This is a genomic window from Hymenobacter sp. GOD-10R (assembly GCF_035609205.1).
Taxonomy (GTDB): domain Bacteria; phylum Bacteroidota; class Bacteroidia; order Cytophagales; family Hymenobacteraceae; genus Hymenobacter.
On the sequence record NZ_CP141184.1, the window covers coordinates 4,706,851 to 4,730,620 of the forward strand.

General features: G+C 55.6%; 21 protein-coding genes and 1 tRNA gene. 13 read left to right on the forward strand and 9 right to left on the reverse strand.

Going from position 1 to position 23,770, the window contains the following annotated elements; genetic code table 11:
* Window positions 1-90: 90 nt before the first annotated feature.
* Window positions 91-2,979, forward strand: a complete 2,889-nt coding sequence (locus tag SD425_RS18585; RefSeq protein WP_324671495.1) for a hypothetical protein — start codon at window positions 91-93, stop codon at window positions 2,977-2,979.
* Here SD425_RS18585 and SD425_RS18590 read toward each other — a convergent pair.
* A complete protein-coding gene (locus SD425_RS18590) occupies window positions 2,957-3,532 on the reverse strand; it encodes a DUF4468 domain-containing protein (protein WP_324671496.1) in 576 nt (191 codons plus the stop codon). The two genes, SD425_RS18585 and SD425_RS18590, sit on opposite strands and share 23 nt — an antisense overlap.
* A 43-nt stretch (window positions 3,533-3,575) precedes the next feature.
* Here SD425_RS18590 and SD425_RS18595 point away from each other — a divergent pair, with 43 nt between their 5' ends.
* The 4 genes from SD425_RS18595 to SD425_RS18610 all read left to right on the forward strand — a co-directional run bounded on the left by SD425_RS18595 (window position 3,576) and on the right by SD425_RS18610 (window position 5,215).
* A complete protein-coding gene (locus SD425_RS18595) occupies window positions 3,576-3,920 on the forward strand; it encodes a hypothetical protein (protein WP_324671497.1) in 345 nt (114 codons plus the stop codon).
* A 608-nt stretch (window positions 3,921-4,528) separates the two neighbouring features.
* Window positions 4,529-4,741: a hypothetical protein gene (locus SD425_RS18600; RefSeq protein WP_324671498.1), complete on the forward strand. Its 213-nt coding sequence runs from the start codon at window positions 4,529-4,531 to the stop codon at window positions 4,739-4,741.
* Between the two features lie 15 nt (window positions 4,742-4,756).
* A complete protein-coding gene (locus SD425_RS18605; RefSeq protein WP_324671499.1) occupies window positions 4,757-4,978 on the forward strand; it encodes a hypothetical protein in 222 nt (73 codons plus the stop codon).
* Window positions 4,979-5,080: 102 nt separating this feature from the next.
* Complete coding sequence (locus SD425_RS18610) at window positions 5,081-5,215, forward strand: hypothetical protein (RefSeq protein WP_324671500.1); 135 nt, start codon at window positions 5,081-5,083, stop codon at window positions 5,213-5,215.
* 132 nt (window positions 5,216-5,347) lie between these two features.
* Here the strand turns inward: SD425_RS18610 and SD425_RS18615 are convergent, their stop codons facing one another.
* Together SD425_RS18615 and SD425_RS18620 are read right to left on the reverse strand one after the other, a co-directional pair.
* Window positions 5,348-5,569, reverse strand: coding sequence for a hypothetical protein (locus tag SD425_RS18615; protein WP_324671501.1), 222 nt, complete (start codon window positions 5,567-5,569; stop codon window positions 5,348-5,350).
* Window positions 5,570-5,690: 121 nt separating this feature from the next.
* Window positions 5,691-6,590, reverse strand: coding sequence for an alpha/beta hydrolase (locus SD425_RS18620; RefSeq protein ID WP_324671502.1), 900 nt, complete (start codon window positions 6,588-6,590; stop codon window positions 5,691-5,693).
* 448 nt (window positions 6,591-7,038) lie between these two features.
* On the opposite strand from SD425_RS18620, the gene SD425_RS18625 reads away from it, so the two are divergent.
* Together SD425_RS18625 and SD425_RS18630 are read left to right on the forward strand one after the other, a co-directional pair.
* Entirely contained in the window at window positions 7,039-9,555 is a 2,517-nt protein-coding gene (locus SD425_RS18625) for a PAS domain-containing sensor histidine kinase (RefSeq protein ID WP_324671503.1), read from the forward strand.
* A gap of 27 nt (window positions 9,556-9,582) precedes the next feature.
* Window positions 9,583-9,987, forward strand: coding sequence for a response regulator (locus SD425_RS18630; RefSeq protein WP_324671504.1), 405 nt, complete (start codon window positions 9,583-9,585; stop codon window positions 9,985-9,987).
* A 95-nt stretch (window positions 9,988-10,082) separates the two neighbouring features.
* Here the strand turns inward: SD425_RS18630 and SD425_RS18635 are convergent, their stop codons facing one another.
* From SD425_RS18635 to SD425_RS18650, 4 genes are all read right to left on the reverse strand, one after another.
* Complete coding sequence (locus SD425_RS18635; RefSeq protein ID WP_324671505.1) at window positions 10,083-10,499, reverse strand: response regulator; 417 nt, start codon at window positions 10,497-10,499, stop codon at window positions 10,083-10,085.
* 38 nt (window positions 10,500-10,537) lie between these two features.
* Complete coding sequence (locus tag SD425_RS18640) at window positions 10,538-12,931, reverse strand: PAS domain-containing sensor histidine kinase (protein WP_324671506.1); 2,394 nt, start codon at window positions 12,929-12,931, stop codon at window positions 10,538-10,540.
* 212 nt (window positions 12,932-13,143) lie between these two features.
* Window positions 13,144-14,004 (reverse strand): DUF2971 domain-containing protein, encoded by an 861-nt coding sequence (locus tag SD425_RS18645; protein ID WP_324671508.1) that lies wholly within the window; start codon window positions 14,002-14,004, stop codon window positions 13,144-13,146.
* A 1,659-nt stretch (window positions 14,005-15,663) separates the two neighbouring features.
* Window positions 15,664-15,843 carry a hypothetical protein gene (locus tag SD425_RS18650; protein WP_324671509.1) on the reverse strand — a complete coding sequence of 60 codons (180 nt, stop codon included), beginning with the start codon at window positions 15,841-15,843 and terminating at the stop codon, window positions 15,664-15,666.
* A 242-nt stretch (window positions 15,844-16,085) separates the two neighbouring features.
* On the opposite strand from SD425_RS18650, the gene SD425_RS18655 reads away from it, so the two are divergent.
* Together SD425_RS18655 and SD425_RS18660 are read left to right on the forward strand one after the other, a co-directional pair.
* Window positions 16,086-16,538 (forward strand): hypothetical protein, encoded by a 453-nt coding sequence (locus SD425_RS18655; RefSeq protein ID WP_324671510.1) that lies wholly within the window; start codon window positions 16,086-16,088, stop codon window positions 16,536-16,538.
* Between the two features lie 6 nt (window positions 16,539-16,544).
* Window positions 16,545-16,919 carry a hypothetical protein gene (locus SD425_RS18660; RefSeq protein WP_324671511.1) on the forward strand — a complete coding sequence of 125 codons (375 nt, stop codon included), beginning with the start codon at window positions 16,545-16,547 and terminating at the stop codon, window positions 16,917-16,919.
* A 77-nt stretch (window positions 16,920-16,996) separates the two neighbouring features.
* On the opposite strand, the gene SD425_RS18665 is transcribed toward SD425_RS18660, so the two are convergent.
* Window positions 16,997-17,070: transfer RNA gene (locus tag SD425_RS18665), tRNA-Ile, on the reverse strand.
* A gap of 171 nt (window positions 17,071-17,241) precedes the next feature.
* Between SD425_RS18665 and SD425_RS18670 the strand changes: the two genes are divergently transcribed.
* Genes SD425_RS18670 through SD425_RS18680 form a run of 3 tightly spaced genes read left to right on the forward strand, consistent with a single transcriptional unit; the run spans window position 17,242 to window position 19,477 of the window.
* Window positions 17,242-17,898, forward strand: a complete 657-nt coding sequence (locus SD425_RS18670) for an HAD family phosphatase (protein ID WP_324671512.1) — start codon at window positions 17,242-17,244, stop codon at window positions 17,896-17,898.
* Entirely contained in the window at window positions 17,873-19,078 is a 1,206-nt protein-coding gene (locus SD425_RS18675; protein WP_324671513.1) for a site-2 protease family protein, read from the forward strand. The genes SD425_RS18670 and SD425_RS18675 overlap by 26 nt, the downstream gene beginning before the upstream one ends.
* 60 nt (window positions 19,079-19,138) lie before the next feature.
* Window positions 19,139-19,477 carry a hypothetical protein gene (locus tag SD425_RS18680; RefSeq protein ID WP_324671514.1) on the forward strand — a complete coding sequence of 113 codons (339 nt, stop codon included), beginning with the start codon at window positions 19,139-19,141 and terminating at the stop codon, window positions 19,475-19,477.
* A 71-nt stretch (window positions 19,478-19,548) separates the two neighbouring features.
* On the opposite strand, the gene SD425_RS18685 is transcribed toward SD425_RS18680, so the two are convergent.
* On the reverse strand, window positions 19,549-20,742 hold the full coding sequence (locus SD425_RS18685) for a phosphoglycerate kinase (RefSeq protein WP_324671515.1): 1,194 nt from the start codon (window positions 20,740-20,742) through the stop codon (window positions 19,549-19,551).
* 210 nt (window positions 20,743-20,952) lie between these two features.
* Here SD425_RS18685 and SD425_RS18690 point away from each other — a divergent pair, with 210 nt between their 5' ends.
* Window positions 20,953-23,703: a D-alanine--D-alanine ligase gene (locus SD425_RS18690; RefSeq protein ID WP_324671516.1), complete on the forward strand. Its 2,751-nt coding sequence runs from the start codon at window positions 20,953-20,955 to the stop codon at window positions 23,701-23,703.
* The last annotated feature ends 67 nt before the right edge of the window (window positions 23,704-23,770 follow it).

Sequence of the window (23,770 nt, forward strand, 5' to 3'; positions counted from 1 at the left end):
TAGCCACAAAGCCATAGGGATCACTAATTTCCCGCCCCGCCTGTAACCCACAAACTACCTGCCTGCACCTAGGTGTTGCACCTTGCAGGCATGGCAACCACAGAAGAGAGGATCCTACTTCGTGTCGACATCGACTATAACGACAAGCGGATACAGGAACTGACGAAGTCGATTCGCGAGGCCAAGCAGGCATCGGCCGACCTAGACAAGCAGGCGAAGGCCGGCAAGATTTCGCAGGACGAAGCCGACCGGGGCATGCAGCGGTACGCGAACGACGTGCGGATCATGGGCCAAGAAGTGAGTTTGCTCAACAGGCTCAACGATGCCCAGCGCGTAGCTAACCTAGCGGCCGCGGGTAGCTATGATCAGCTCCGGGCGAGGGCGCGTCTACTTACGGCGCAGCTCAACGCGATGGGCGAGGAACAGCGCGAGAATACAGAAGAAGGCAAGGCGTTAACGGCCGAGCTCCGGGAAACCAACGATGCCCTAGCAGCTGGCAGCAAAAAGGTTGGTGACTTCAAAGGCCGACTGTTCGAGTACGGCGACTCCATCAAAGAAGCGCTACGCGGCACAGGTCAGTTTGGCAACAGCGTAGTAGGCCTAGCCGACAACTTCAGCGGCAAGCTTACCAAAGGGCTAGAAATCGGCAAAACGGCATTCGGTAGCTTCAACCGGGTACTAGCTACCAGCGTTATCGGCATTGTTATTCTCGCCCTCGGCACACTCTACACGTTCCTGACGCGCACGCAAGCCGGTATGGACTTCGTGGAACGGAAAACGAAGGCCGTGAATGTAGTCTTTGGCGTACTCGTGGATAAGATTGCGCCCATCGGGCAAGCCTTGCTCAAAGCCTTTACCGACCCGAAGCAAGCCATAAGCGACCTGGTAGACTTCATCGAGCAAAACCTGAGCAACCGCCTCGCTTCTTTCGGCGTGCTGCTAGAAGCCATTCAGGAGCGCGACTTTTCCAAGTTGGCCGATGGGGCGGTGCAGCTCGCCACCGGCATTACCAACGCCACCGACAAGGCCAAGGCGTTCGGCTCGGAAGTCAGCAACGCGGCCAAAGCCGGGGAACAGATTGCGACGACCTTACAGCGCATTCGAGATGCGGAAACCCAAGTCGAGTTGCAACAGAAACGCAATGAGGCGCAAATTGAAAAACTGAAGTTCGCTGCCGAAGATGTGACCAAGGCCACGGGCGTGCGCATTCAGGCCGCCCAACAGGCGTTTTCTTTGGAGCAGCAGACGACACAGGTTACGCTCAACTTGCAGCAGTTGCGCGTCGATGCGCTCAAGCGCGAAGCTAGCTTGCACAGCCAAACCGCCGCCCAGCGGAGGGAAATAGCCGAGGAAGAGGGTAAGCTCGCTGACATTACCAAGAACAGCCTGACGCGGCAAATCGAGCTAAACAACAAGATCAACGAAATCCGCAACTCGGCCGCACAGGCTGCCCAGCAAGCCAACGACAAGGCGCTGGAGTTGCGACGTGGGCAGTTGAAACTAGAGAATGATTTGATCGACCAGCAGCTCCGTAAGGTGCGCGCTGGCAGTGAGGAGGAACTACGCTTGCTAGAGCAAAAGCTTGTGAACTCGCGCACGATCGAGCTGACGCAAAAAGACTTGACCAACAAGCAAAAGCAACTCATTGATACTAAGTACGAGAATGACAAAGCGCAGCTAGAAACGGACTTCGCCAAGAAGCGCCTGGAGGGCCAAGCGCAGGCTGCTGTTGACGAAATAACAGCCCGCCTTACCGCCGTACGCCAAGGCTCCGACGAAGAGCTAGCTGCGCAACAGCAGCTCATTGAAAAGCAGCGAGCGCAGCAGATCGCCGCCCTCAACGACCAGGAAAGCAACGAAGCTAAGGCAAGGCTGATTAATGCCCAAGCCGACCAACAGCAGCAGGAACTTCTGTACAACAACCGCCTGAGAGCGGTGCAGGACTTCTACCAGCAGGAACGCAACGAACTAGAGCAGGCGCGGGCCGGTGGCTTGGTGACGGAAGAACAGTACCAGCAGCTACTATTTCAGCAGGAGTTAGGCGCCACCGCCGCCCGTAAACAGGTAGCCGAGACATTCAAGAAGGATGCTAGTGGCATTGACCAAGAGCTTACCGAACTGCGCATACGTAATCTAGAGCGGGTCACAACGAAAGAGCGCGAAGAAGCACAGAAGAGGGCTGAACTCACCGCACAATTTGCTCAACTGGTGGGTAACTACTTCTCAGATGTGCTTCAGCAAACGGATAGTTCCTTGCGTGACTTTGCCAATGCAGCCCTCTTGATGTTGGTCAACGAGGTGGAGAAGACAGTGATTGCGGCCCAGATCAAAATCCTGGTTCAGGCTTTTTCTTCTGCAGACTCTATTGCCACCTTCGGCGCGGCTGGTGGTTTTCGTGCAGCAGCCATTATCGCCGGGCTTACCGCTGCAACAGCTCCGTTAAAAGCAGCCCTAACCCAGTCACCATCTAGCGGCACTAGCTTCGCCGAAGGTGGTGCAATCAAAGGCCCAGGCACTGGTACCAGTGATTCTATACCGGCCTATGGCCCAGGTAATGATACTGGCTTACCGATCTACCGCTTAAGCAACGGAGAGCACATACTAACAGCTGAAGAGGTACGCAAGGCAGGCGGGCACCAAGCTGTTGAGCAAATGCGCGCGCAGTTGCGCAATCAACAGCAGCCGGCGTTGATGACGTCTTTATCAAACTTGGCCGGCCCACAAACCCGTTTTGCTAACGGCGGGCCAATTGCGAGCCCAATGCTTCAGCCGACACAGGATGGTGGCTATTGGATGCGCCAGCAGGCTCAGCAAGCAAGCGGCGTGATTGATTATGAAAAGCTAGGAGAAACCCTAGCTAGACACGTTCCGGACGTAATTGATGTGCGCAACTTGCTTAGAGCCGTGGATAAACACCTGGAGCCACGCGTAAAATCGACCTTGGGTAAGAGGAAGCCTACCAATCCTTTCCAGTCGTAGTCTCCGCTTGCTGCAACGAAGCAATGATCTTCGCCACAGCTTCACCCGTGGCGTCACTTAAGGTTTTAATGTATTGATTTGGCTCTCCCTTTCGATTGTACATGCCCTTCATGCTCAATGTCTCTTCTAGCGCTTTTGGCTTCGTGTACTCCTCCTCTGTGTAGCCGATAATGCTAGCTTTCGTAGGATTGAACACGAGTCTGTCTTGCAGATCAGAAAGCACATAGCGGTACCGGCCATCTTTGGTACTCAGGATTAAGGTAAACCAGACGTTCCGCAGGATGGGTTTGTCGATTGGCGCGAAGCCTTTCACCACCAGCGAGTGGTCGGGAGCGTCGGTTAACTGAAGCGGGTCTTTCGTGGTCTGAAAGCGACGCACCGCCCACTCCCGGGCCCGGGCATACAACTCTTCTTTCGTGGCATTCGGCACCTGCACCACGCTGGTATAGGTAATCTTGTGGGTGGCCGAGTCAAGGGGCAAGCCTGCTAAGGTTTGGGCTTGGGTAGCATGAAGGGTAAGTAAGAATAAGGCGATAGCTAGTAAGGTTTTCATAGAGGAAAGCTACTGAACAAAATGCAAGTAACCAGTTCGACCCATGGACAATAAGCAAGTGCGGAAGCGTCAGAGGAAAGTCAAGCACGGTGAATCGTACGCGCATACAGAAACCAAGGAATACCGCGCTTGGCGGCACATGCTGGGCCGGTGCCGTAATCCCAACCACCGGGACTATGCCCGCTATGGTGGCCGCGGTATCGTTGTGTGCGCGCGCTGGGTTACTTCCTACCAGAACTTTCTTGCCGACGTCGGCCGGGCACCTTCCGTAGAGCACATCTTCGCCCGGCGCAGCGAAGACGGCAACTTCGAGCCCGCCAATTGCGGTTGGGGCATCCTGACCCTAGTGCCCACCGTCGCCTTCCATTCTGACCCTGCCAACGCGTGAGCAGGGGCTCACAAGTACACGCTTTGGCACCTAGGCCACGAGTTTCGACACCAATACGCGTACGCGCGCGAGGCAATGCATCCAAGCCGTGGAGAGTTTCCGGACCAATACGCGCGCGCGAGGGAATGAGCGCAGATCACCCGGACTTTCGCGACCAGTACGCGCGCGCGCACGAGGACCGAACCCGATAAAACCCGATGATTTTACCGATACTCCCCCCCAAAACCCCCCATTGATGGCATGCTTTACCATAGTAGTGGCCTAGCTACAGAACCCAACAAAACCCAACACTCACTCCCCTTTCCCTAGCACCATACCTAGGCAGTAGCGTACGGTGACGCTGCGATCTGGCAGCTCACTTTTGCGCCGAGACCCTTCTTTGCTTGGCACAGTAAGCTCCCTACTAATTAGGGAGCTTGCCCACGCTCGCATGCAGCCTAAGGAAAGCAGCGCCGCTTTCTGCAAACTGTGTAGCGCAGAGCGGTTAACAGCAGGAACTTCCCAAACTTTTCGACCCTATCGGGGTAGAATATTAGCTACATCTTGCTAAATTGCTATAGAAATAACATGATCCTATTTATCACTTCTTTACGCCTCTGACGCACCTTATGGCCCATAAGACGAAGACGAACAAGGACGGCGCACACGAACAGTATATCAAAATCGGTATTCCGCAGGCTGTATTCGATTTATTGCACGAACGGCGCGAAGACGAGGGCAACACCACCATGCAGGAGTTCTTGGCGCCCGTATTGAAGGCTGTAGCCAAGGGCGAAATCAGCCGGCCCTATACGTGGCAGTTAAAGCAATCGGCTACCTAACTTATTGATCCGAATATGACGAGCAAAAAACGTCGCCCGGGCCTGCTAGAGCGGGGCATGAAAGAGATCAAGCTTATCTTGCCCGAGCAGGTTGTGGATGACTTGGACGAACTCATCAGGCAAAGCGAGGGCGTGAACCGCCAGGCCTACCTAGCACCCATCATTCGGGCTGTGAGTAAGGGCGAGCTGGAGCACCGTTATACCTGGAAATCACCCGTGACAGGCAAGGTGTATTAGTACCTTATCCCCTTCCTAGGCGACATCGCTGAAGATCGGTTTATGCGCGTGCCGCATTAACTGGGTACACTGCAGAAGTAACGCCCAGAGGCACGGCGCACCATGGTCAAGATCGTTTTGTATTCGACGAAAGACACCGACGAAGCTATCCGCTGGCAAGCTGCCAAGAAAGGTATCTCCGTGAATGCCTATTTGCTGTTCTTCGTCAACGCCATAGCAGACGGACGTTGCGTATAGAACCCAACTATCCAAGCCCAAAGCAGAAATAACGCCTACATGCAGAGTTGATTCGGCAGCTTAGCAGCTGGTAACTAGGCGTGTTTATCTGACTACCCGCCCTAGGTGTTGACGAAGTAGTAGCCCCCTTAATTACTCAGCGGCAATATAGCCCACGTGTTCGCCTTCCCGGGTGTAGACGAGAAGCACAGAATCGAGGTCCTCAAACCAGAGTTGCTGTTGGCTGAGCTGGCGCAGGTCTGCGACGAGACTGGAGACCTGCTGTACGAAGGGATTGCCGGCGAGAAAACGCCGCAGTTTCTGTTCTAATGAGGGCGCAAGCGGTTGCGATAACCGCAAGGTAGGCGTTGGCATAAGTATATGATGGCAGATAGCACCGTAACTCCCTGAGGCATTAGCTTATCTTCACTCCTACTCAGAGTAAGCATAAAATCAAGCGCAGCAGTTGCTGATGCCAAGCGTCGAAGAATAGCGCTTACGCGGTCAGGGTCCGTTCAGCTCCTTTCCCCGCCAAAAAGGCTTCTACTACCGCCAGGGTTTCCAGCGGGGCGCTCAGGTGCGGGCAGTGACCGGTGGCGGCCAGGGTGACGAGTTGCGCGTGCGGCAAATGCGCGAGCAGGTAAGCCCCCACCTCGGCCGGCGCAACGGCATCTTGCTGACACTGCACCAGCAAGACCGGCACCGACACCTGGCTCAACGCCGCCCGGCTATCGGCGAGCAGCGTTACCCGGGCAAATTCCTGCGCTAAGGCGGCATTCATCTGGCAAAAGTACTGGGCGAGTTCCTCACCCAGCGCCGCGGGGTTCGCCGGCCCCATGAGTAGCCCGGCGAACATCGACGCCCAGCCGTGGTAGTCGGTGCGCATCAGCTCGAGCAGCTGCTGCACATCCTCGCGCTCGAAGCCGCCGTAATAATCTGGCTCGTTCAGGTAGCAAGGCGAAGGCGCCAGCATGATCAGCTTGGCAAAGTAGGCGGGGGCCTGCACCGCGGCCAGCATGGTGATCATGGCGCCCACCGAGTGGCCCATGCCGATTACTTGACGCAGTTCCAAGGCTTGGCAGATCTCGACGACATCGCGGGCGTAGCCGTCCAGGGTGGCATACTTCTGCGGGTCGTAGGCCTGTGCGTCCGATTCGCCCGCGCCAACGTGATCAAACAAGACCAGTTGGTAGCGCGTCACCAGCGCCGGAACCAAATAGCCCCAAATATGCTGATTGCAACCGAAGCCATGGCACAAGAGCAGCGTGGGTTTGCCAGCGCCCGCCCCAAGCACCTGCACATGATTGCGGCGCAGAACGTGGTGCCGCTCGGTCAGGGACCCGCGCACAGCCACAGGGGCCGGCGGGGTGGGGCGGGTGGAATAGACGAACGGCAAGGGAGCAGAGGGCAACATGGGGCAAGCCAAAAGGAGCGGTAGGCAGTAGAAGGGGAACGTTGCGAAAGTTAATAAATATTGATAATTCAATATTTATACTACTCGTGTTTTTTTCTAATTTCTCTCCGGGGCGTTTGCTTACCAGGCAGCCGTCTTGCCTATCGGCTCACTAGCCCGTGACTATTGTGCAGCAGGCTCAGATCACTGAGTATATCTTCATCTATGCTGAAAATGCTGCTGGCGAATGCAATACTATTGAGGTACAACACCAGCCTCGGCTATCGGTATATCAACAACGTCTTTATAAAACCCGAAATTGCGGGATTTATAAAGACGTTGCTAACCTACGTCTAGCAAGAAGCAATGGGTAGGATTCACAGAATCAGCATAAAAGACTTGCTCTTACGTCTAGCGAAGCATTTATTTTGCAGGTCGTTTTCTACCTACTATGTCTGCTCTTGCCTCTGAACGGTCGGTCGCGCTACTTGATACGCTGCTGGACATCTCGCTCACGGCCGTGGCACTGCTGCGGCCGCTCTACGCGGACGACAACCGCTTGACCGACTTTGCCTGGGTGTACCTGAACCCCGCCGGCCAGCAGATGCTGCGGCAGCCCGAAGTGCCCGCCGCGTCTCTGCTCACGCTGTTTCCCACCGCCGTAGAAGATGGCGTATTTGCCAAATGCCACCAGGCATTCCTCACCGGCGAGGCCCAGCGCAACGAGACGCTCTACCAAGCCGATGGCCCGGACGGATACTTCCTGCTGACAACTCAGCGGAGCGGGGACCTGCTGGTGGTCAACTTCACCCACACCAACTACCATCTGCGCACGCCCGTCGAGCAGGCGTTGCGCGCGAGTCAGGCGCGGGAGCGGGCCGCCCGGGCCGAAGCCGAGCGCCTGAACCAGGAACTGACGGTTGCCGTGCAAGTCGCTGAGCGGGCCCGGGCCGAAGCCGAGCGCCAGCGCGGCGAGTTGGAGCGCGTCTTTGAGCAGGCGCCGATCGCAATTGCCGTGTACCGCGGCCCTAGCTACACCATTGAACTCGCCAATCCCACGGTGGCTCGCCTTTGGGGTCGCACCCGCGAGCAGCTGCTGGGCAAGGGCCTATTCGAGGCGCTGCCCGAGGTAGCGGGCATGGGCTACGAGGAGCTACTCGACGGCGTCATGGCGACGGGCGAGCCCCACGTGGCCCACGCCATGGAGGCCCACCATGACCGCAACGGGCAGCGCGAAACCGTCTATTGGGACTTTGTGTACGTGCCCATGTACGCCGCTGACGGGCGTATTAACGGGGCGATGGTGGTGGCCACGGAGGTTACGGCGCAAGTGCAGGCCCGCCGTCAGGTGGAACACCTCAACCAGGCGTTGGAGGCGCGCGTGCAGGCCCGTACCCGCGAGCTAGCCGAGCAGCAACAGCTGCTGAGCCAGATTCTAGGACATGTTCCAGCTGCCATTGCCACGTTGCGCGGGCCGGAGCACCGCTTTTCATTCTTCAACGAGCACCATCAGCGGCTGAATGGCCACCGGGCGGTGCTGGGCGCGACCGTGCGGGAGGTAGCACCGGAAGCGGTGGAACAAGGCTTTCTGGCCCTCCTCGACCACGTGTATCAAACCGGGCAGCCACACGTGGGCAGCGAGGTGCCGGTTTGGGTGACGTTGCCGCCAATAGCTGACCCCTACTACGCGGACTTCCGCTACCAACCCTTGCACGACGAGCGTGGCCAAGTGCAAGGAATTTTAGTTTTCGCCGTGGACGTCACCGAGCGCGTGCGGGCCCGCCAGGAGCACGAGGCGCAGCAGCGGCTGGTCGAAACCGTTTTTCAGCAGGCGCCGGCCGGCATCTGGGTGGCGCAGGGACCAGCGCATGTGTTTGAACTCATCAACCCGCAAATGGAGCGGCTGCTCGGCCGCTCCCGGGAGCAGGTGCTAGGTCGCCCCTACTTCGAGGTGCTTCCGGAGCTCGTCGGCCAAGGGGTGCCTGCCTTGCTGCGGCAGGTATGGGAGAGTGGCCAGTCCATTATGGTGGAAGAGTTTGCCGTGCAACTGGCGTACCATGCGCCAAACGAGCCCGGCTACTTCACCTTTGTCTTTGAGCCCTTGCGCAACGAGCAGGGACAGGTGGTCCGCATTGCCTGCGTGGCGCTGGAGGTGAGCCCGCAAGTGCTCGCGCGGCGGCAGGTACAGGCGTTGAATGAGGAGTTGGCGACGCTCAACCAAGACCTCATTGCCAGCAATGAGCGCTTACGCAACAGCAACGCGCAACTCACGCGTAGCAATGCCGATCTGGATAGCTTCGTGTATTCGGCTTCGCACGATCTGAAAGCGCCTATTGCCAATGTGGAAGGCTTGTTACACGCGTTGCACCAGGAACTACCGCCGGCGCTGCTAATGACGCCAACGATTGCCCGGGTCCTGCACCTGATGGCCGACGCCGTCGCGCGCTTTCAGCAAACCTTACTGCACTTGACGCACATTGTGCAGCTAGAACGGACAGATGTGGAGGAAGCGCAAGAGGTTGCGCTCGAGCAACTGATCAACGACGTTTGTTTGGACCTAGCGCCAGCGATCGACGCTGCCCAGGCGCAAGTGCTCGTTGACACGCAGCAGTGTGCATGGGTGCGGGTTGCCCCCAAGAGCTTACGCAGCATTGTTTTTAATCTCGTAAGCAACGCCTTGAAGTACCGGGTGCCGGAGCGGACGCCTACCGTGCACGTACGGGTTGCCTGTCAGGATCAGCAGATCCACTTGAGCGTGCAGGACAATGGCTTGGGGTTGACCCCCGCGCAGCAGGGGCATCTGTTCAAGCTCTTTCGCCGCTTGCACCCAGGCGTTGAGGGTTCCGGCGTAGGACTGTATACGGTCAAAAAGATCGTGGACAATGCGGGCGGCACCATCACGGTGCACAGTGAAGTAGGCGTGGGTACCACCTTTAGCATTTTGCTACCGGGTGCGAACCGTAAATAAGAGAAATAAAATGACATTCTTTGCCACGTGAAAAAACTTGCCAGCATACTCCTGGTGGATGATGACCCGACCAACAACTTTCTCAACGAGCGACTGTTCCAACGCTTGCACGTGGCCGAACAGGTGCATATTACCGAGTCAGGCGACGAAGCCCTAACCTGGCTCCAGCAGGAAAACATGCCGCCCACGCTTCTACTGCTGGACGTGAGTATGCCTGGCATGAGTGGCCTGGAATTTCTGGAGGCCTACCAGCCCTTGCGACAAGTTCAGGCGCAGCCGACAGTCGTGGTGATGCTCACCACGACGATGGACAGTCGGGATCTACTGCGCTTGGATGAGCTTCAGATTGATGGTTTGGTGAGTAAGCCCCTGACGGAGGAGAAGATCAACTATTTACTTCAACTGCACTTCCAGCGTCACCTCCCCGCCTAACGCGCCCTTTATTAATCAGTGAAGGCCATGCCAGCATGCTATATCACTGCTTAGCTCGATGCAATTAGGTATAGGGAGCTCACTGCTTAGCGCCTTTATGCACTAGGCTGTTCGGCGAAGTGCTGCCGCAAGATGGCCTGTACCTTCGTTTGGGTGAGGGGTTTGTCTAAGTAGTCGGTAATAGGTAAATTCTGCACTCGCTGCTGGTCCTGCGGACTCACTGAAGTCGTAAGCATCACTACTACGGCCCGCTGTTCGGCGGCTGGCAACTGCTGGTAGGCCTGCAGAAACTGAATGCCGTCCATTACGGGCATATTGATATCCAAAAACACCAGCACTGGCTCGTCGGCTGATCGTTCCTGGCAGTGTAGCCCTAACTCGTGCAGGGCTTCTTGTCCGTTCAGGGCCACACGAATAGGCCCTGTTACCTCCAGGCGTAGCAGGAGTTTTTTGTTGAGAAAGTTGGTGGTGGGATCATCATCGACCAACAGCACGCAGGGAATTGTAGCCATTTGCTCTGCTATACGATCAGCAGCGTGAATGGACCGGGTTAGCGCGGGAAATAAACCCGGAAAGTGGAGCCCTGTCCCAGTTGGCTGTCTACCTCAATGCGGCCGCCCGCGTTTTCCAGGATGCGTTTGACCATGTAGAGACCCACGCCGGTGCCTTCGACGTGGGTGTGCAGGCGCTGAAACATGGCAAAGAGCCGCTCCTTGTCCTGCGCCAAATCCAGCCCCAGGCCGTTGTCCTGCACCTCCAGTACGACGTAGTCGGTGGCCCGCCAACTGCGCAGCTGCACGGCGGGCACCCGGTCGAGGTGACGATACTTGAAAGCGTTGCTGAGCAAGTTGTAGACCACCGAGCGCAGGTTCTTCTCGGCAAACCTCACGGTCAGGTCCTCGGGGATGGTCACGGTCAGCTGGCCCTGGGTTTCAACCAGCAGCGGCGTCAAATCGAGGCGCACCGCCTCCACTACGGGAGCCACGGCCACGGCATCGCTGGCGGGATTGTGCTCTTTTTGCAGGCGGCTTAGGTCGGTCAGGTGGGTGATGGTGCGGCGGAAGCGCTCGATGGCGTCCTGCATCAGCGTCAGCATCAGGGGTACGTCCCCGGTGCGGCCCGCCTCCGGCAGTTCGTGCTCCAGGGCCAGTAGCAGGCCCTCGAGGTTGGTGATCGGAGCCTTCAAATCGTGGCTGGCCGTGTAAATGAAGTTGTCCAGGTCCACGTTGGTGCGCGTGAGCTGCTGCTGTAACGCTACTTGCTCGTGGACTTCAAACGTGAGGCCACTATGCCCCAGCACCTGGCCTTCGGTCCCGAACAGGGGTTGGCTGCGGCTTAACATCCACCGGTACTGCCCATCAGCCCGGCGGAAGCGGTAGGGCGTGCTCAACCAGGGCTGGCCGGCCTGCACGGCGGCCACAAAACTGGGCTGTTGCTCCACTAGGTCGCCGGGATGCACCGTCGCCCAGCCTTCATCCAACGAGCGCAGCCGGGCGGCGTCCAGGCCCGTCCACTCGAAAAACTCTTTGTTCAGATACACCAGGCTACCCGCCGCGTCGGTGCGAAACAGGAAGGCGGGGGAGTGGGCCGTGAGCAGGCGCAACTCCGCGGCCGCCTCGTCCGCCTGCTGGCGGGCCAGCACTTGCTCGGTCACCTCTACGGCCACGTCAATCGCGCCCAGCAACTGGCCGTCGGCATCGTAGAGCGGCTGGTAGACGAAGTTGTAGTAATGGGTTTGCACGTGCTCGCCGCGGAGCACATCCGCCGGGGTTTCCGTGCCGATAAAGGGTACTTCTGTACGCAGGACCTGCCGCATTTGTTCATCAAAGCCTTGGCCGCGCAGCTCGGGTACCGCGTCCATAAAGGGCAGGCCGATTACCTGCTCGGGGGTGCGCCCCCACAGGGTCGCCATTTGCGCGTTCGCCGCCGTAATGCGCAACTCCTCCCCCTGAAAGACCCCTATCGCCACCGGGGACTGGTCGAGAATGAGTTGCAGCAGGGTGCGCTCGCGCTCCGCCGTGGCCAGCGCCTGCTCGGCTACCTGGGTGCGCTCCTGCACACGCGCTTCCAACTCGGCATTGAACTGCTCGACCTGCTGGCGGGCGCGCACTTGCTGGCTCACGTCGTACGTGAAGTCCATCACGCCGTCGATGTGGCCCTGCACGTTGCGCAACGGGTGCAGGGAGATGTTGAGAAAGACCTGCACCGGCTGCCCGTTGCCGTGGAAATCGAACCAGCCTTCCATTTCGCGCAGGTACACCGGCTCCCCGCTCTGGTAGACCTGGTCAAACAAGGCCACGACCCCCAGCTCGACGGACTCCGGGGTACCCTCGCGAAACGGCCGGCCCAGGAAGGAGCGGTGCGGAAACAGGCTCTGATAGGCGGGGTTGACGAATTGGTAGATGTGGTCGGGCCCTTGGTAGACAGCAATGTAGGCGGGCATCTGCGTGAGCACCTCCCGGAAGCGTTGGCGCTGTTGCTCGGCCACGGCGTGGGCCGCTTGCTCGGCGGCCACGCTTTCGCGTAGCTGCCGCTCGACCTGGCGGCTGGCGGTAATGTCCAGCACGGATTGAATAATGAACTGCACCTGCCCCGCGGCATCGAGCACGGGCGTATGGCGCGATTGCCAGTAGCGCTCGACGAAGCGGCCCGGCCAGGTCGGGTCGGGCACGTCGTAGTGCTGCGGGGCCATCTCGTGCGGCTGCTTGGTGGCCAGCACCCTTTCCAGCGAAGCGCGCACGTTGACCACGGCGTTAGCCTCGGGCGTCTCGGGGTTGTCGGGGAAGGCGTCGAAGATGTGCTGCCCCACGAGCAGGTCTCGCTCCGTGAGCGTGGCGGCTAGGTAGTCGTCGCTGGCGCCCACGATCACCCATTCTGGAGATAGCAGCAGTGTAGCCCCGGGCTGGGCGTTGAAAACGGGCAGCAAGTCGAGCGAGCGGGACATAGGAGCACGGGAAGAAATAAACCAGAGATAGGCAGGGACAGCCCGCAAGCTACGAATCGATTGAGACGATGCGCCTTGCTCGTGCGCTTACTTCCACGGATTGGCCAATTGGAGCATGTGACTATATCTTTCCGGCTGGTGCGGGCCTAAGTACAATCTCGAAGTCCCGCCTTGGGAGAGAGTCTGATCAGCACTAACGCTAGTGCTTTTACTTACCAATTTCTGTACGGAACAAGAGATACTTTGGTAATAGCATGCAGGTCATGACCTAGGTAAGTGCAGGACTGCAATGCGAGATCTTGTCTAGGCCCTGGGCCAACAACTATGGTTGATAGCTTAAGTGGGTCAGCCTCCTTATTCTTTACGAGTGGTATTTCTACGTATGGTATTAATATGTCTTTAGCCTCTCGAAACTTTATTGTATCCCGCTTGAAGAACAAGGTCTGATTGCCATTAAGCGTAAAAATGTCAGCCCGGACATCAAAATAAGTTTTAATCAAGCGCCATTCGGCTTCTTCCCCAAACTTCTCGTGCTTCATGATTGCGGCAGCCTGTGCTAAGGCTTTGGGCATCTCGCGTATGGAACGGTGGCAGTTATAGTACCTAGAACTATTGCCTTGTTCGTGCTCTTCCAGCGCCTTAGCCCATTCTGCCGGCGTGAAGCCGATAATCTTAGCTTTGATATAAGCTATTTGCTCTTGCTTATCATAAATACACTTTTGAAGCGTGAGGCCATTATCCGTTATAACCTCCTCTAACTGCTCGCTATCAAACGAGAACGAAAAGCCACCAGTAGGGCAATAGCCTCGCCACTGGCTTAATTGATCATCGTTTTCCGAGAGCGAGAACGTGAACACTGCCGTTACAGCTCCATTTATATAATCATTATAGCCGAAGCCTTGATACTCTGAGTCAACTATCTGCTTTGTTAATTTATAAGCATACGTATACTCTTCAATATCATTCTGATAGTGAATATTGGTAAACCATAAAGATTTACTTCGAACAATACCCATCAAGCCTGCTGGGCTGGAATAGTGATAAAGCTTGTTAAGATCCTGCGGAAAATCCATAATGTGGTTTTATAATAAGATGAATGATACGCTATATCAAATCCGTTGCCTTGACACATGCTGCATAATCCTCTAGTCCTCCTGCATCTGCAAAGCACAAGCACTGGTGTAGGTGGTTGATCCCCGAATTATAGTACACTCCGACGCACTTGTATATGAAAGCCTTCTTGGTGGTCGAGCCAACGGGTAAACCTGCTAGGGTTTGGGCTTGAGAATTGACAGATACAGTTACTAGGATGGCTAGCAAATAGAGTAGTTTCATGCTGGTTAAGGTACAATGTTACTCTAAACAGCGACAAAGTGTTGAGCAGTTCTAAGGTCCTGCCGCAACATGGGAAAATGGCTGCAAAAGGACATGACTTCTCACGATAAAGCTCGCTCGTTTGAATAAGTAGACAACAAAATGCCTGTGGATAACTGAATTTTTGCTAAAAATAGTAGAGACAATGAAGATAATTTAATCAAGTTAATTATTTGACTTACAATGTTCTATAATTACGAGTCGGACAAAAGAGTTAAAAACCCAGGGAATTCCCGGCTAATCTTTATTGCCTTACTGTATCTCAGTATCTTTACATCAACACAAGCACGGTTACCACCTCGGCCTCGGCATCGTCTTAGAAAGACGAAACCCCCGACAGGTCTGAAGCTGCCAGGGGTTCCAAGAAGTGAGGTGGAAGAGCACCTTAACTTCTGACGAAATGAAAGGTAAGCGTGTGAATCATAAGTGGGCCAAGCTACTGGCTCGCTTGTGGGACAGTCGGCATCTGTGGATACCGCCTGTTGGAGTAGTGTTGAAGTTTGCAGCATTGCTGCTGCTTTCGCACTGTCAGTAGTCCTTAGCCGGTGTTCTGCTTGCAGGGCACCGGCTATTTTTGTTGCTGTTTCTATTTAGACACAAATAAACGAAGCTTTATCGACTTTGCTACATCAACTGATGTAGCAAAGTTCACAAGTAACTGTTATTCAGTAATTAACAATTTGTAATTAGTTGTTATAAAGTGTTATAAGTTGTAACAACAACACACCGCTTCTTAGACAAACAAAAAGCCCCAGCGGGTAAGGCTGGGGCTTTGTAATATGTTGCTTTGCGGATTACTCCTTCTTGCTGGGAGCAGGTATAACTGTCTTTTTCATGGGAGGGAAACCTCCTATGGGAATACCACCAGGATTGCCGCCATCATCTCCATCAGGACGATAGAAAACATAGCAGGTCTTATAATTAGTCGAAGTGAGTGCGGCATTGTACAATTGTATGTACCCACTTGCTCCGTCATTAGTGATAAAGATTTGCGTTGCATAAAACGAAAGAGCATTCCCTTCGTTCTGCCAGCCAAGGCTAATTAGTTGACAGTTCTCTGGGGGCGTTACGTCATAAGCTGCGCTGCTAGCCCCATCAAGCTCACTCCAATTCGAATCTTGATACGTGTAGAATCCCATAATAGTCAATATGAAAGGTTGCCTACTCTATCACGGCTTTTCGGCATCTGCCCAGCCTTGCGCAACATGTGCTAAGGTTGGGCCAAGAATAACGTATTTATACTGTAAGTAGCAATTAGTCAATGGATTATTTTCTTCTTCGTTGAAGCTAAAAGAAGATACTGTAGCTGCCTAGCCGCGAAGCCTGACGTGTAGGAAAAAGGCTTTTAAAGTCTTGGGTTAATCCTCTTTATCTAGCCCTAATTTCTCAATAATGTACTCGCTACGCCCCAAGCCAACGGCAGTAGCTAACCTTTCCAGTTTATCATACTCAGCATCAGTGAACGAAAGCGTTCTACTGCGCTTGTGCCGTGTTTGGTCTTTTGGCGGGCGGCCGGTGCGCTTGGGCTTGTCTTCCATAGTGTTACAAAGGTAAGGAATATATTGATTACACAACGTGTAAAAACACTTGTAAAAATATTTATCAAAGTGTTTTTACACTTTAGAAAAGCCCCTATCTTTGTAGTGTTCAAACGGAACAATCAGCGCTTAGGGCAAAAAAAGAAGGGCTAACCGGTGACACGGCTAACCCTTCCCAGAACAACCGGTGACACGGTTGCCCTGTGCTGAGGTCTCTCAACCCCATTCATACCGCAAATTACATGGAAAATCATGTAACGAAGCAAGCCGCTGGTGACACAGCCAATGTTTCAACCCCAACCTCACCAAAGGTTAGCGCTACCCTACGCCGTTATACTGGCCCACTCAGCCGCTTCCTCGAAAAGCAGGCCGAAGCAAAATCTCAGGCAGTCGCCGAAGCGGCCAAAGCCGACACCTTGCGCGCCATGCGCAACAATGTGCTCAGTCTAGTTGAAGACACTGCCCTCTTCACCGACACGGAGCGCCTGCGCACGAATGACAGTGTATACCAAACCACTTGCGTAGCTCAGCTACAGCGCTGGTTTCGCAACGTGTACCGTGTGAGTCAAGAGCGCACCGCCCGCGCCCTGCGCCTCGGCACGAGTGACCTTGCCGGGGAACTCGCCTACAATAGCCGTTTGGCGGACTTGCTCGATGAATCGGGTCTAACGCATTCCGAACTTCTTAGCCTGTAAACCGCCATGTGCAGCTACTATAACTTAGCCGCGGCATTGGAGAAACAGCGCCAAGCCGAAGCCGAAGAGAAAGCCCCAGAAACCCTCTTCCTGAAGCCTATAACCGAAATAACACTCACCACTGGCACGGAATCATTCACCGTGCCAGTGAACCCTAAAACGGGCTTTTTAATCATTCACAAGCTACAGACATCTGACGACAGCAAAGTCGGTGTAAAGAAACAAAGCCCAACATTCTCGATCTTGAGGATGCTGGGCTTTTACCCTAGGTCGAGCTGGCAACTACAAACCAGTGGGCTTACTCAAAGATATGATATTGGCGTAAAAGATTACCCCCTTAGCTTATTAGCTTTTCTCTTGAAAAGCCAAGAAAACGGTTAGTCCTTCAAACTGTGTACCCCTGAACGTACCCCTTAAAAGAAAAAACCCTGTTTCCAATACAGAAACAGGGTTTTTAGTGGGCCCACTTGGAATCGAACCAAGGACCTACTGATTATGAGTCAGTTGCTCTAACCGATTGAGCTATGGGCCCTGTGCAAAACGAACCTAGACGGTTGGTTTCGGCGCTGCAAACTACGAAGTTTGCGAGCGAATTTCCAACTAAATAGCTAAATGGATGAGTAATTGAAGGATAGGACGCCGGTCGTAGAAAATCTAAGCAGGCCGCTTGCTCCTTCAGTCACTTATCTCACACTTTGTACTTATGTCCGGGAAGATCCCCAACCTGCTCTTCGACTTTGGCGGTGTTATTATTAACATCGATTATCAACGCACACTAGACGCCATGCAGTTGCTTAGTGGTGAAGGCAACACCATTGGCTTTACACAAGCAGCGCAAGCAGAACTGTTTGACCTACTGGAGACAGGTAAGCTGACCAGCGAACAGTTCCGGGCGGGTTTGCGCAGCGGCTATGGCCTGCAAGCTACCGACGACCAGCTCGATGCTGCCTGGAACGCCATGCTATTGGATGTGCCCGCCGAGCGCCTCGCCCTCATTGCGGAGTTGCGAGAGCTAGGCCACGAGACGGCGCTGCTCAGCAATACCAATCACATGCACATCAACGTCATCAACCAGCAGCTCAAGACGCAGTACGGCTTTGCGCACGGTATTGCCGATGCGCTCGACCGGGTGTTTTACTCCCAGGAAGTAGGGTTGCGCAAACCCGGTGAGGACATTTTTCGGCACGTATTGCGCGAAATGAACTGGAAAGCGGAAGAAACTCTTTTCATTGAAGATAGTATCCAACATATCGAGACAGCGCGCCGCCTAGGGCTGCATACGCTTTTCTTGGCTCCACCCCTTACGCTTACCGAAGCTCTTCCCGCTGCCATCCGTGCCTTCTCCTCTACCGCTCCCTGAGGCGCCAGAGTTCACTTCTGACGACGCCGACTATTTCCTGCCGGAACCTGCTTCCTCATCCCGCTGGCGCACCTACGCCCTTCATCTGCTCCTGTTTGTTGTTACGCTCATCACCACTACGCTTGCTGGCGCGGAGTGGATAACGGGCAGAACCTTTTTCGGACAGGTTAGCTCGTGGCCATTCACTATTCAGCTTTCCACGGCGGAAATGCTAAGAGGGCTGTGGTTTTCGGTGCCGTTTCTGGGCGTGCTCACGGTGCATGAGTTTGGACACTACTTCACGGCTGGCCATTACCGGGTACGCGCCACGCTGCCGTTTTACATTCCCTTTTTCACGGGTGTGTTTAATACAATCGGCACGTTTGGAGCGGTTATCCGCATCAAAGACCGGATTTTCTCACGCAAGGAGTTTTTTGATATTGGCTTAGCCGGGCCACTGGCTGGCTTTCTGGTGGCGGTGCCAGTGCTTATCTATGGCTTTACGCACTTGCCGCCACTGGAGTACATTTTTCAGATTCATCCGGAATATCGTTTCTACGGGGCAAAGTACGCGCACTATGTGTACCGCGGTGGCGACACGCTAGCTTTGTCTAGGCCGCTGATTTATAGTTTGCTGGAAAAGTGGCTAGCTAACCCAGCGCGCATTCCCCACCCCAACGAACTGATGCATTACCCGGTACTGCTGGCAGGGTTGATGGCTCTGTTCTTCACGGCCCTCAACTTACTACCCATTGGGCAGCTCGATGGAGGGCATATCTTGTACGGTCTGCTTGGCTATCGCCGGTTCAATCGGATTTCGTTAGGGCTGTTTATCGTCTTCATTTTCTACGCGGGGCTAGGTTTGTTCACCCTTCATAGCAGCCGCGACACCTGGCTTTACTGGAGCGTACCGTATTTGCTTTACTTATTCCTGGTGTTCCAAAAGGCTTTACCTACCCCACAGCGTGGCTTACTCCTAGCCCTAGGCGTGTGGGCCGCGCAACTTGCTGTGGCCTTGGCCATACCGGGCATTCAGGGTAATCCGGGGTGGCTGGTATTTGGCTTGTTGCTGGGGCGGGTAACGGGCATTTTTCACCCGCCGGCTCCTGACGAGCGCCCGCTGAGCACTGGCCGCAAAGTGCTGGGCTGGGTGATGCTGGTCATTTTTGTGCTGTGCTTCAGCCCATCGCCATTCGGCTAATGGTAGCTAGGTTGCGTATACGGATTGGTTTGTTTGCTTTAAGCTTCTTCTTCCGCCCTTATGCCCACTGACTGCAACTCGCCCGAATACCGCTGGGAACTAGCCGCGCGCATTGCCAACAGCATGCTCGGCGCTGGCCTTAGCCATCGTGACATCAACGAAGCAACCACCTGCGACGACCTATTGGAGCTGGGAGAGTTACCCAAAACGGAAGTCACGTATTTGCGCGGTCTGCTCCTGCTGGCCGACCATGAAGCGCGCGACCTATTCACGCGCCATGCCCGTGGCAAAGCCACGCCCGAAGACCCAGCCGAATGCAATACGTTCAACTTTTTCCGCCAGCTCGTCTGGATTAACCTGTACAGCCGGCCCGATGCCGAGGATGGGTTACCGGTATAGCTCCTACAGAACAAAAAAGCCCGTGTGCAACGCTGCACACGGGCTTTTTAATGGCTGATACCTAGCTTAAACTATGCTTCCAGCGCCGCTACGCCAGGCAGCGTTTTGCCTTCCATGTACTCCAGCAGTGCACCGCCACCGGTCGAGATGTACGATACCTTGCTAGCGTAGCCGAGCTGATTCACGGCCGCGGCCGAGTCGCCGCCGCCGATGAGCGAGAAAGCACCGTTTTGAGTAGCCTCGGCAATGGCGCGGGCCACGAACTCCGTGCCCACCGAGAAGTTCGACATTTCGAACACGCCCATTGGGCCGTTCCACAGAATGGTTTTCGACTCCCGAATGATGTCGGCGAATAGCTCGCGCGAGTTTGGCCCGATGTCCAAACCCATCCAGGTAGCCGGAATATCAAGGTTACCGGCAATATCTACGTCGGCATCGTTCGCAAAGCGGTTGGCGATGACGCTATCTACTGGTAGCACCAGGTTCACGCCTTTTTCTTTGGCCTTTTGAATCAGCTCCTTCGCTAGGTCTACCTTATCGGCTTCCAGCAGCGAGTTGCCGATTGAGCCGCCCTGCGCTACGGCAAACGTGTAGGCCATGCCGCCACCGATAAGCAGGTTATCTACTTTATCGAGCAGCTTTTCGATGATCAGAATCTTATCCGAAATCTTGGCTCCGCCCATAATGGCGGTAAAGGGGCGGTCAGCGTTGGCGAGTACGCGGTGAGCGTTTTCCAGTTCACTCTGCATCACGTAGCCTGCCACGCGGTTTTCGGGGGCGAAGTACTGCGCCATTACGGCCGTGGAAGCGTGGCTGCGGTGGGCGGCGCCGAAGGCATCGTTCACGTACACATCGCCAAGCTTAGCTAGCTTTTGCGCAAAAGCGGGGTCACCTTTTTCTTCTTCGGGATGGAAGCGTAGGTTGTCGAGCAGCAAAATTTCGCCGGACTTCAGCGCGGCGGCCGCCGCAACAGCTTCCTCGCCAATCACGTCGCCACCGAACTTCACTTCCTGGGCGTATTCGTGTTGCAGGGCCAGCACAAGGTTGCGCATCGAGTTCTTCTTGTCGGGTCCGCCCTTCGGCCGACCTAGGTGCGACAGCAGCACTACGCTGCCGCCATCGGCCAGAATTTTTTTAATCGTCGGCGTCGCCGCATGGATGCGGGTGTAGTCGGTGATGCGCAGCTCCTCGTCGAGGGGCACGTTGAAATCCACGCGTACCACGGCTCTTTTGCCGGCGAAGTTGTACTGATCGAGGGTTCTCATGGAATCGGAAATGGGTTGAAGGAAGTCCGTATACGGGTTTGCGGCCGCAATGTACCAGGAGCGCGGAAATTGGCTCTATTCCGAATTGGTATTCGTGCCGTTAACAGGGAGCTTTGCGGCGACTAGGTGGCTTCGGACTTTTGCTGCCACTTTCCTGGCGTATTCCGCGTTACTACGCAGTTACGCATTTGACTTACCTTTGCGCTACGTATGAAAATAGGCATCTTCTTTGGCGGCCCGTCGCGCGAGCGGGAAATTTCCTTCGCGGGTGGCCGCACCGTATACGACAACCTCGACAAGTCGCTGTTTCAGGCCGTTCCGATTTTTGTGGACAGCCTCGGCAACTTTATCCTGCTCGACTGGCAGTACATTTATAAAGGAACCATTCGCGATTTCTACCCGCCGGTGGCGGCCCTGCCCGCTTCCGAGCACAAGCTGCAAGTGTATCTGGAGAGCCTAGGTGCGCTGAGCATCGAGGAGCAAGACCAGATTATCAGCCAAGTGGGTCGGCGCGTGCTGCCCCACGAGCTAGCCTCGCTGATGGACTTTGCCTTCCTGGCGCTACATGGCCCCAGCGGCGAAGACGGCGCTATTCAAGGTTTGCTCGAATGGTATGGTATCCCCTACTCTGGCTCCGGCATTCTCCCTTCCGCATTTGGCATCGATAAGATCGCCCAGAAGAAATTACTGAAAGCCCTCGGCCGCCCTACGCCCGATTTTCGGGTGATAACCGCCGCCGAATGGGACGTTGCCAACCCCGAGGCCACACTTGCCTACTTGGTACGTGAACTAGGTTTGCCGCTCGTGTTCAAAGCGCCGCGCCAAGGCTCCAGCATCGGTGTGAGCATTCTGCGCGAGCAAGATGTAGCCAAGTTTGCGGCGGCAATAGAGCGCAGCTTGTTCCGCAAAACCATGAGCCGCGCCGAGTGGCAAGACCTAGGTACGCAAGGCCAACTCGCCTGGGTACAGCAGCTTACCGATATCCGCGAAGGAATTGGCCTGCCAGTGCAGCTAACCGTGAGCGGCGAACAATTAACCGCTGATACGGAGCTAGCTTCTAGCGAAGATGCCGGCATTATCTTCCATCCGGAAGCATTGCTTAATAAGCTCAACGAGCTTTTCCAGACGGCGGGAACCGTGCGCCTGACCAACGTGGACGGCGAGACCCAGGTGCTCGTGGAAAGCTTTGTGGCCGGTCGGGAGTTTTCGTGCATTGTGGTGGAAGACCCGAACGGCGAACCCCTGGCGTTGCCACCGACGGAGATTGTGAAAGGCGAAGAACTATTCGACTACCGGTCGAAATACCTGCCAGGCTTGAGCCGCAAAATCACGCCCATCGACCTGCCCGAAGCCGAAATTCAGCGCATTCGCGAGGCTTGCCAGGAGATGTTCACCACCTTCGGCTTCCAGGTATACGCGCGCTTAGATGGCTTTTTGGGTAAAGATGGTCAGTTGTTCCTCAACGACCCGAACACCACGTCGGGCATGCTGCCGGCTTCGTTCTTCTTCCACCAGGCTGCAGAAATCGGCTTAAATCCGTCGCAGTTCCTGACCTACCTGATCCGTACGTCACTGGCGGCGCGGCGTCGGGCTGGCATGCGCCCCGTGAAGCTAGCTTCGCTGTTACAGCAGCTCGACGAAGCCGTAGCCTCTCGCCAACAGGAAGAAAAGCAGCGCACCAAAGTAGCCGTGATTATGGGTGGCTACTCGTCAGAGCGCCATATTTCGGTGGAGAGCGGACGCAACATTTACGAGAAGCTCAGCTCGTCGGTGAAATACGAGCCGCTGCCGGTGTTCCTCACCGGCTCGGCTCAGGAGCACAAGCTTTATGTGCTGCCTATCAATGTGATGCTCAAGGACAACGCCGACGATATTCGGGAGAAAATCGAGTACGCCGAAGCTGGCCATGATCTGCACCCTATTTTGCAACGCATCCGCCGCGAAGCCGAACCGATTACCAGCACGTACGCCGGTCAGCCTACGGCGCAGCCCCGGCGCATCTCGTTTGCAGAGCTAGCTGAGGCAGTCGATGAAGTGTTCATTGCCCTGCACGGTCGGCCCGGCGAAGATGGCGCGTTGCAGCGTGAGTTGGAGCAGTATGGCTTGCCGTACAACGGCTCGGGCGTAGCGTCGAGTAGCGTCACTATCAACAAGTTCGAAACGAACAAGCGCCTGCGCGAAGCGGGTTTGCGCGTAGCCGAGCACCGCATGGCCAACCGCCTGGAGTGGGAAGCCGATGCCGAAAGCTTCTACCGCAGCCTCGAAACGCAGTTCGCCTATCCCTTCATTGCCAAGCCCGCCGATGACGGCTGCTCTTCGGCCGTGAAGAAAATTAAGAACCGGACGGAGTTAGAAGCCTTCTGCCGCCTCATGTTCCGCGACCAGGAAGACCTGGAAACGGCCGCCGCTGAAACGCTGCACCTAGGTTTTAAGGAGGAGTTTCCTCAAAAAGATGCCTTCTTAGTTGAAACCCTGATTGACCGTGACGGCGCCAAGCACTTCCTCGAAGTTACGGGTGGCCTGCTCACCCATTGGCGCCCCGATGGCACGTACGAGGTAGAGGTGTTCGAGGCCTCCGAAGCACTGGCAACCGGCGAGGTGCTGAGCCTAGAAGAGAAATTCTTGGCTGGCGAAGGGCAGAATATCACGCCCGCCCGCTACTCCCCCGATGTGCAGGAGCGGCAACGTATTTCGGAGGAAGTAAAGTACGAGCTAGGTCGCGTGGCCGAAGTGCTGAACATCCAAGGCTACGCCCGCATCGACGCCTTTGTGCGGGTGCGCGAAACCGGCGCGGTGGAGGTCATCATCATCGAGGTAAACTCATTGCCCGGTATGACGCCAGCCACCTGCATCTTCCACCAAACTGCTCTGAACGGCTACACGCCCTACGACTTCATCGACCGGATCCTAGAGTTTGGCAAGGAGCGCACCAACCGCTTGCAATTGGAAGAGAAAAGCTAGGTTAGAAGCTAGCACCCCTCCTTTTTTCAAGGAGGGGTGGCCGAAGGCCGGGGTGGTTCGGCTAGAG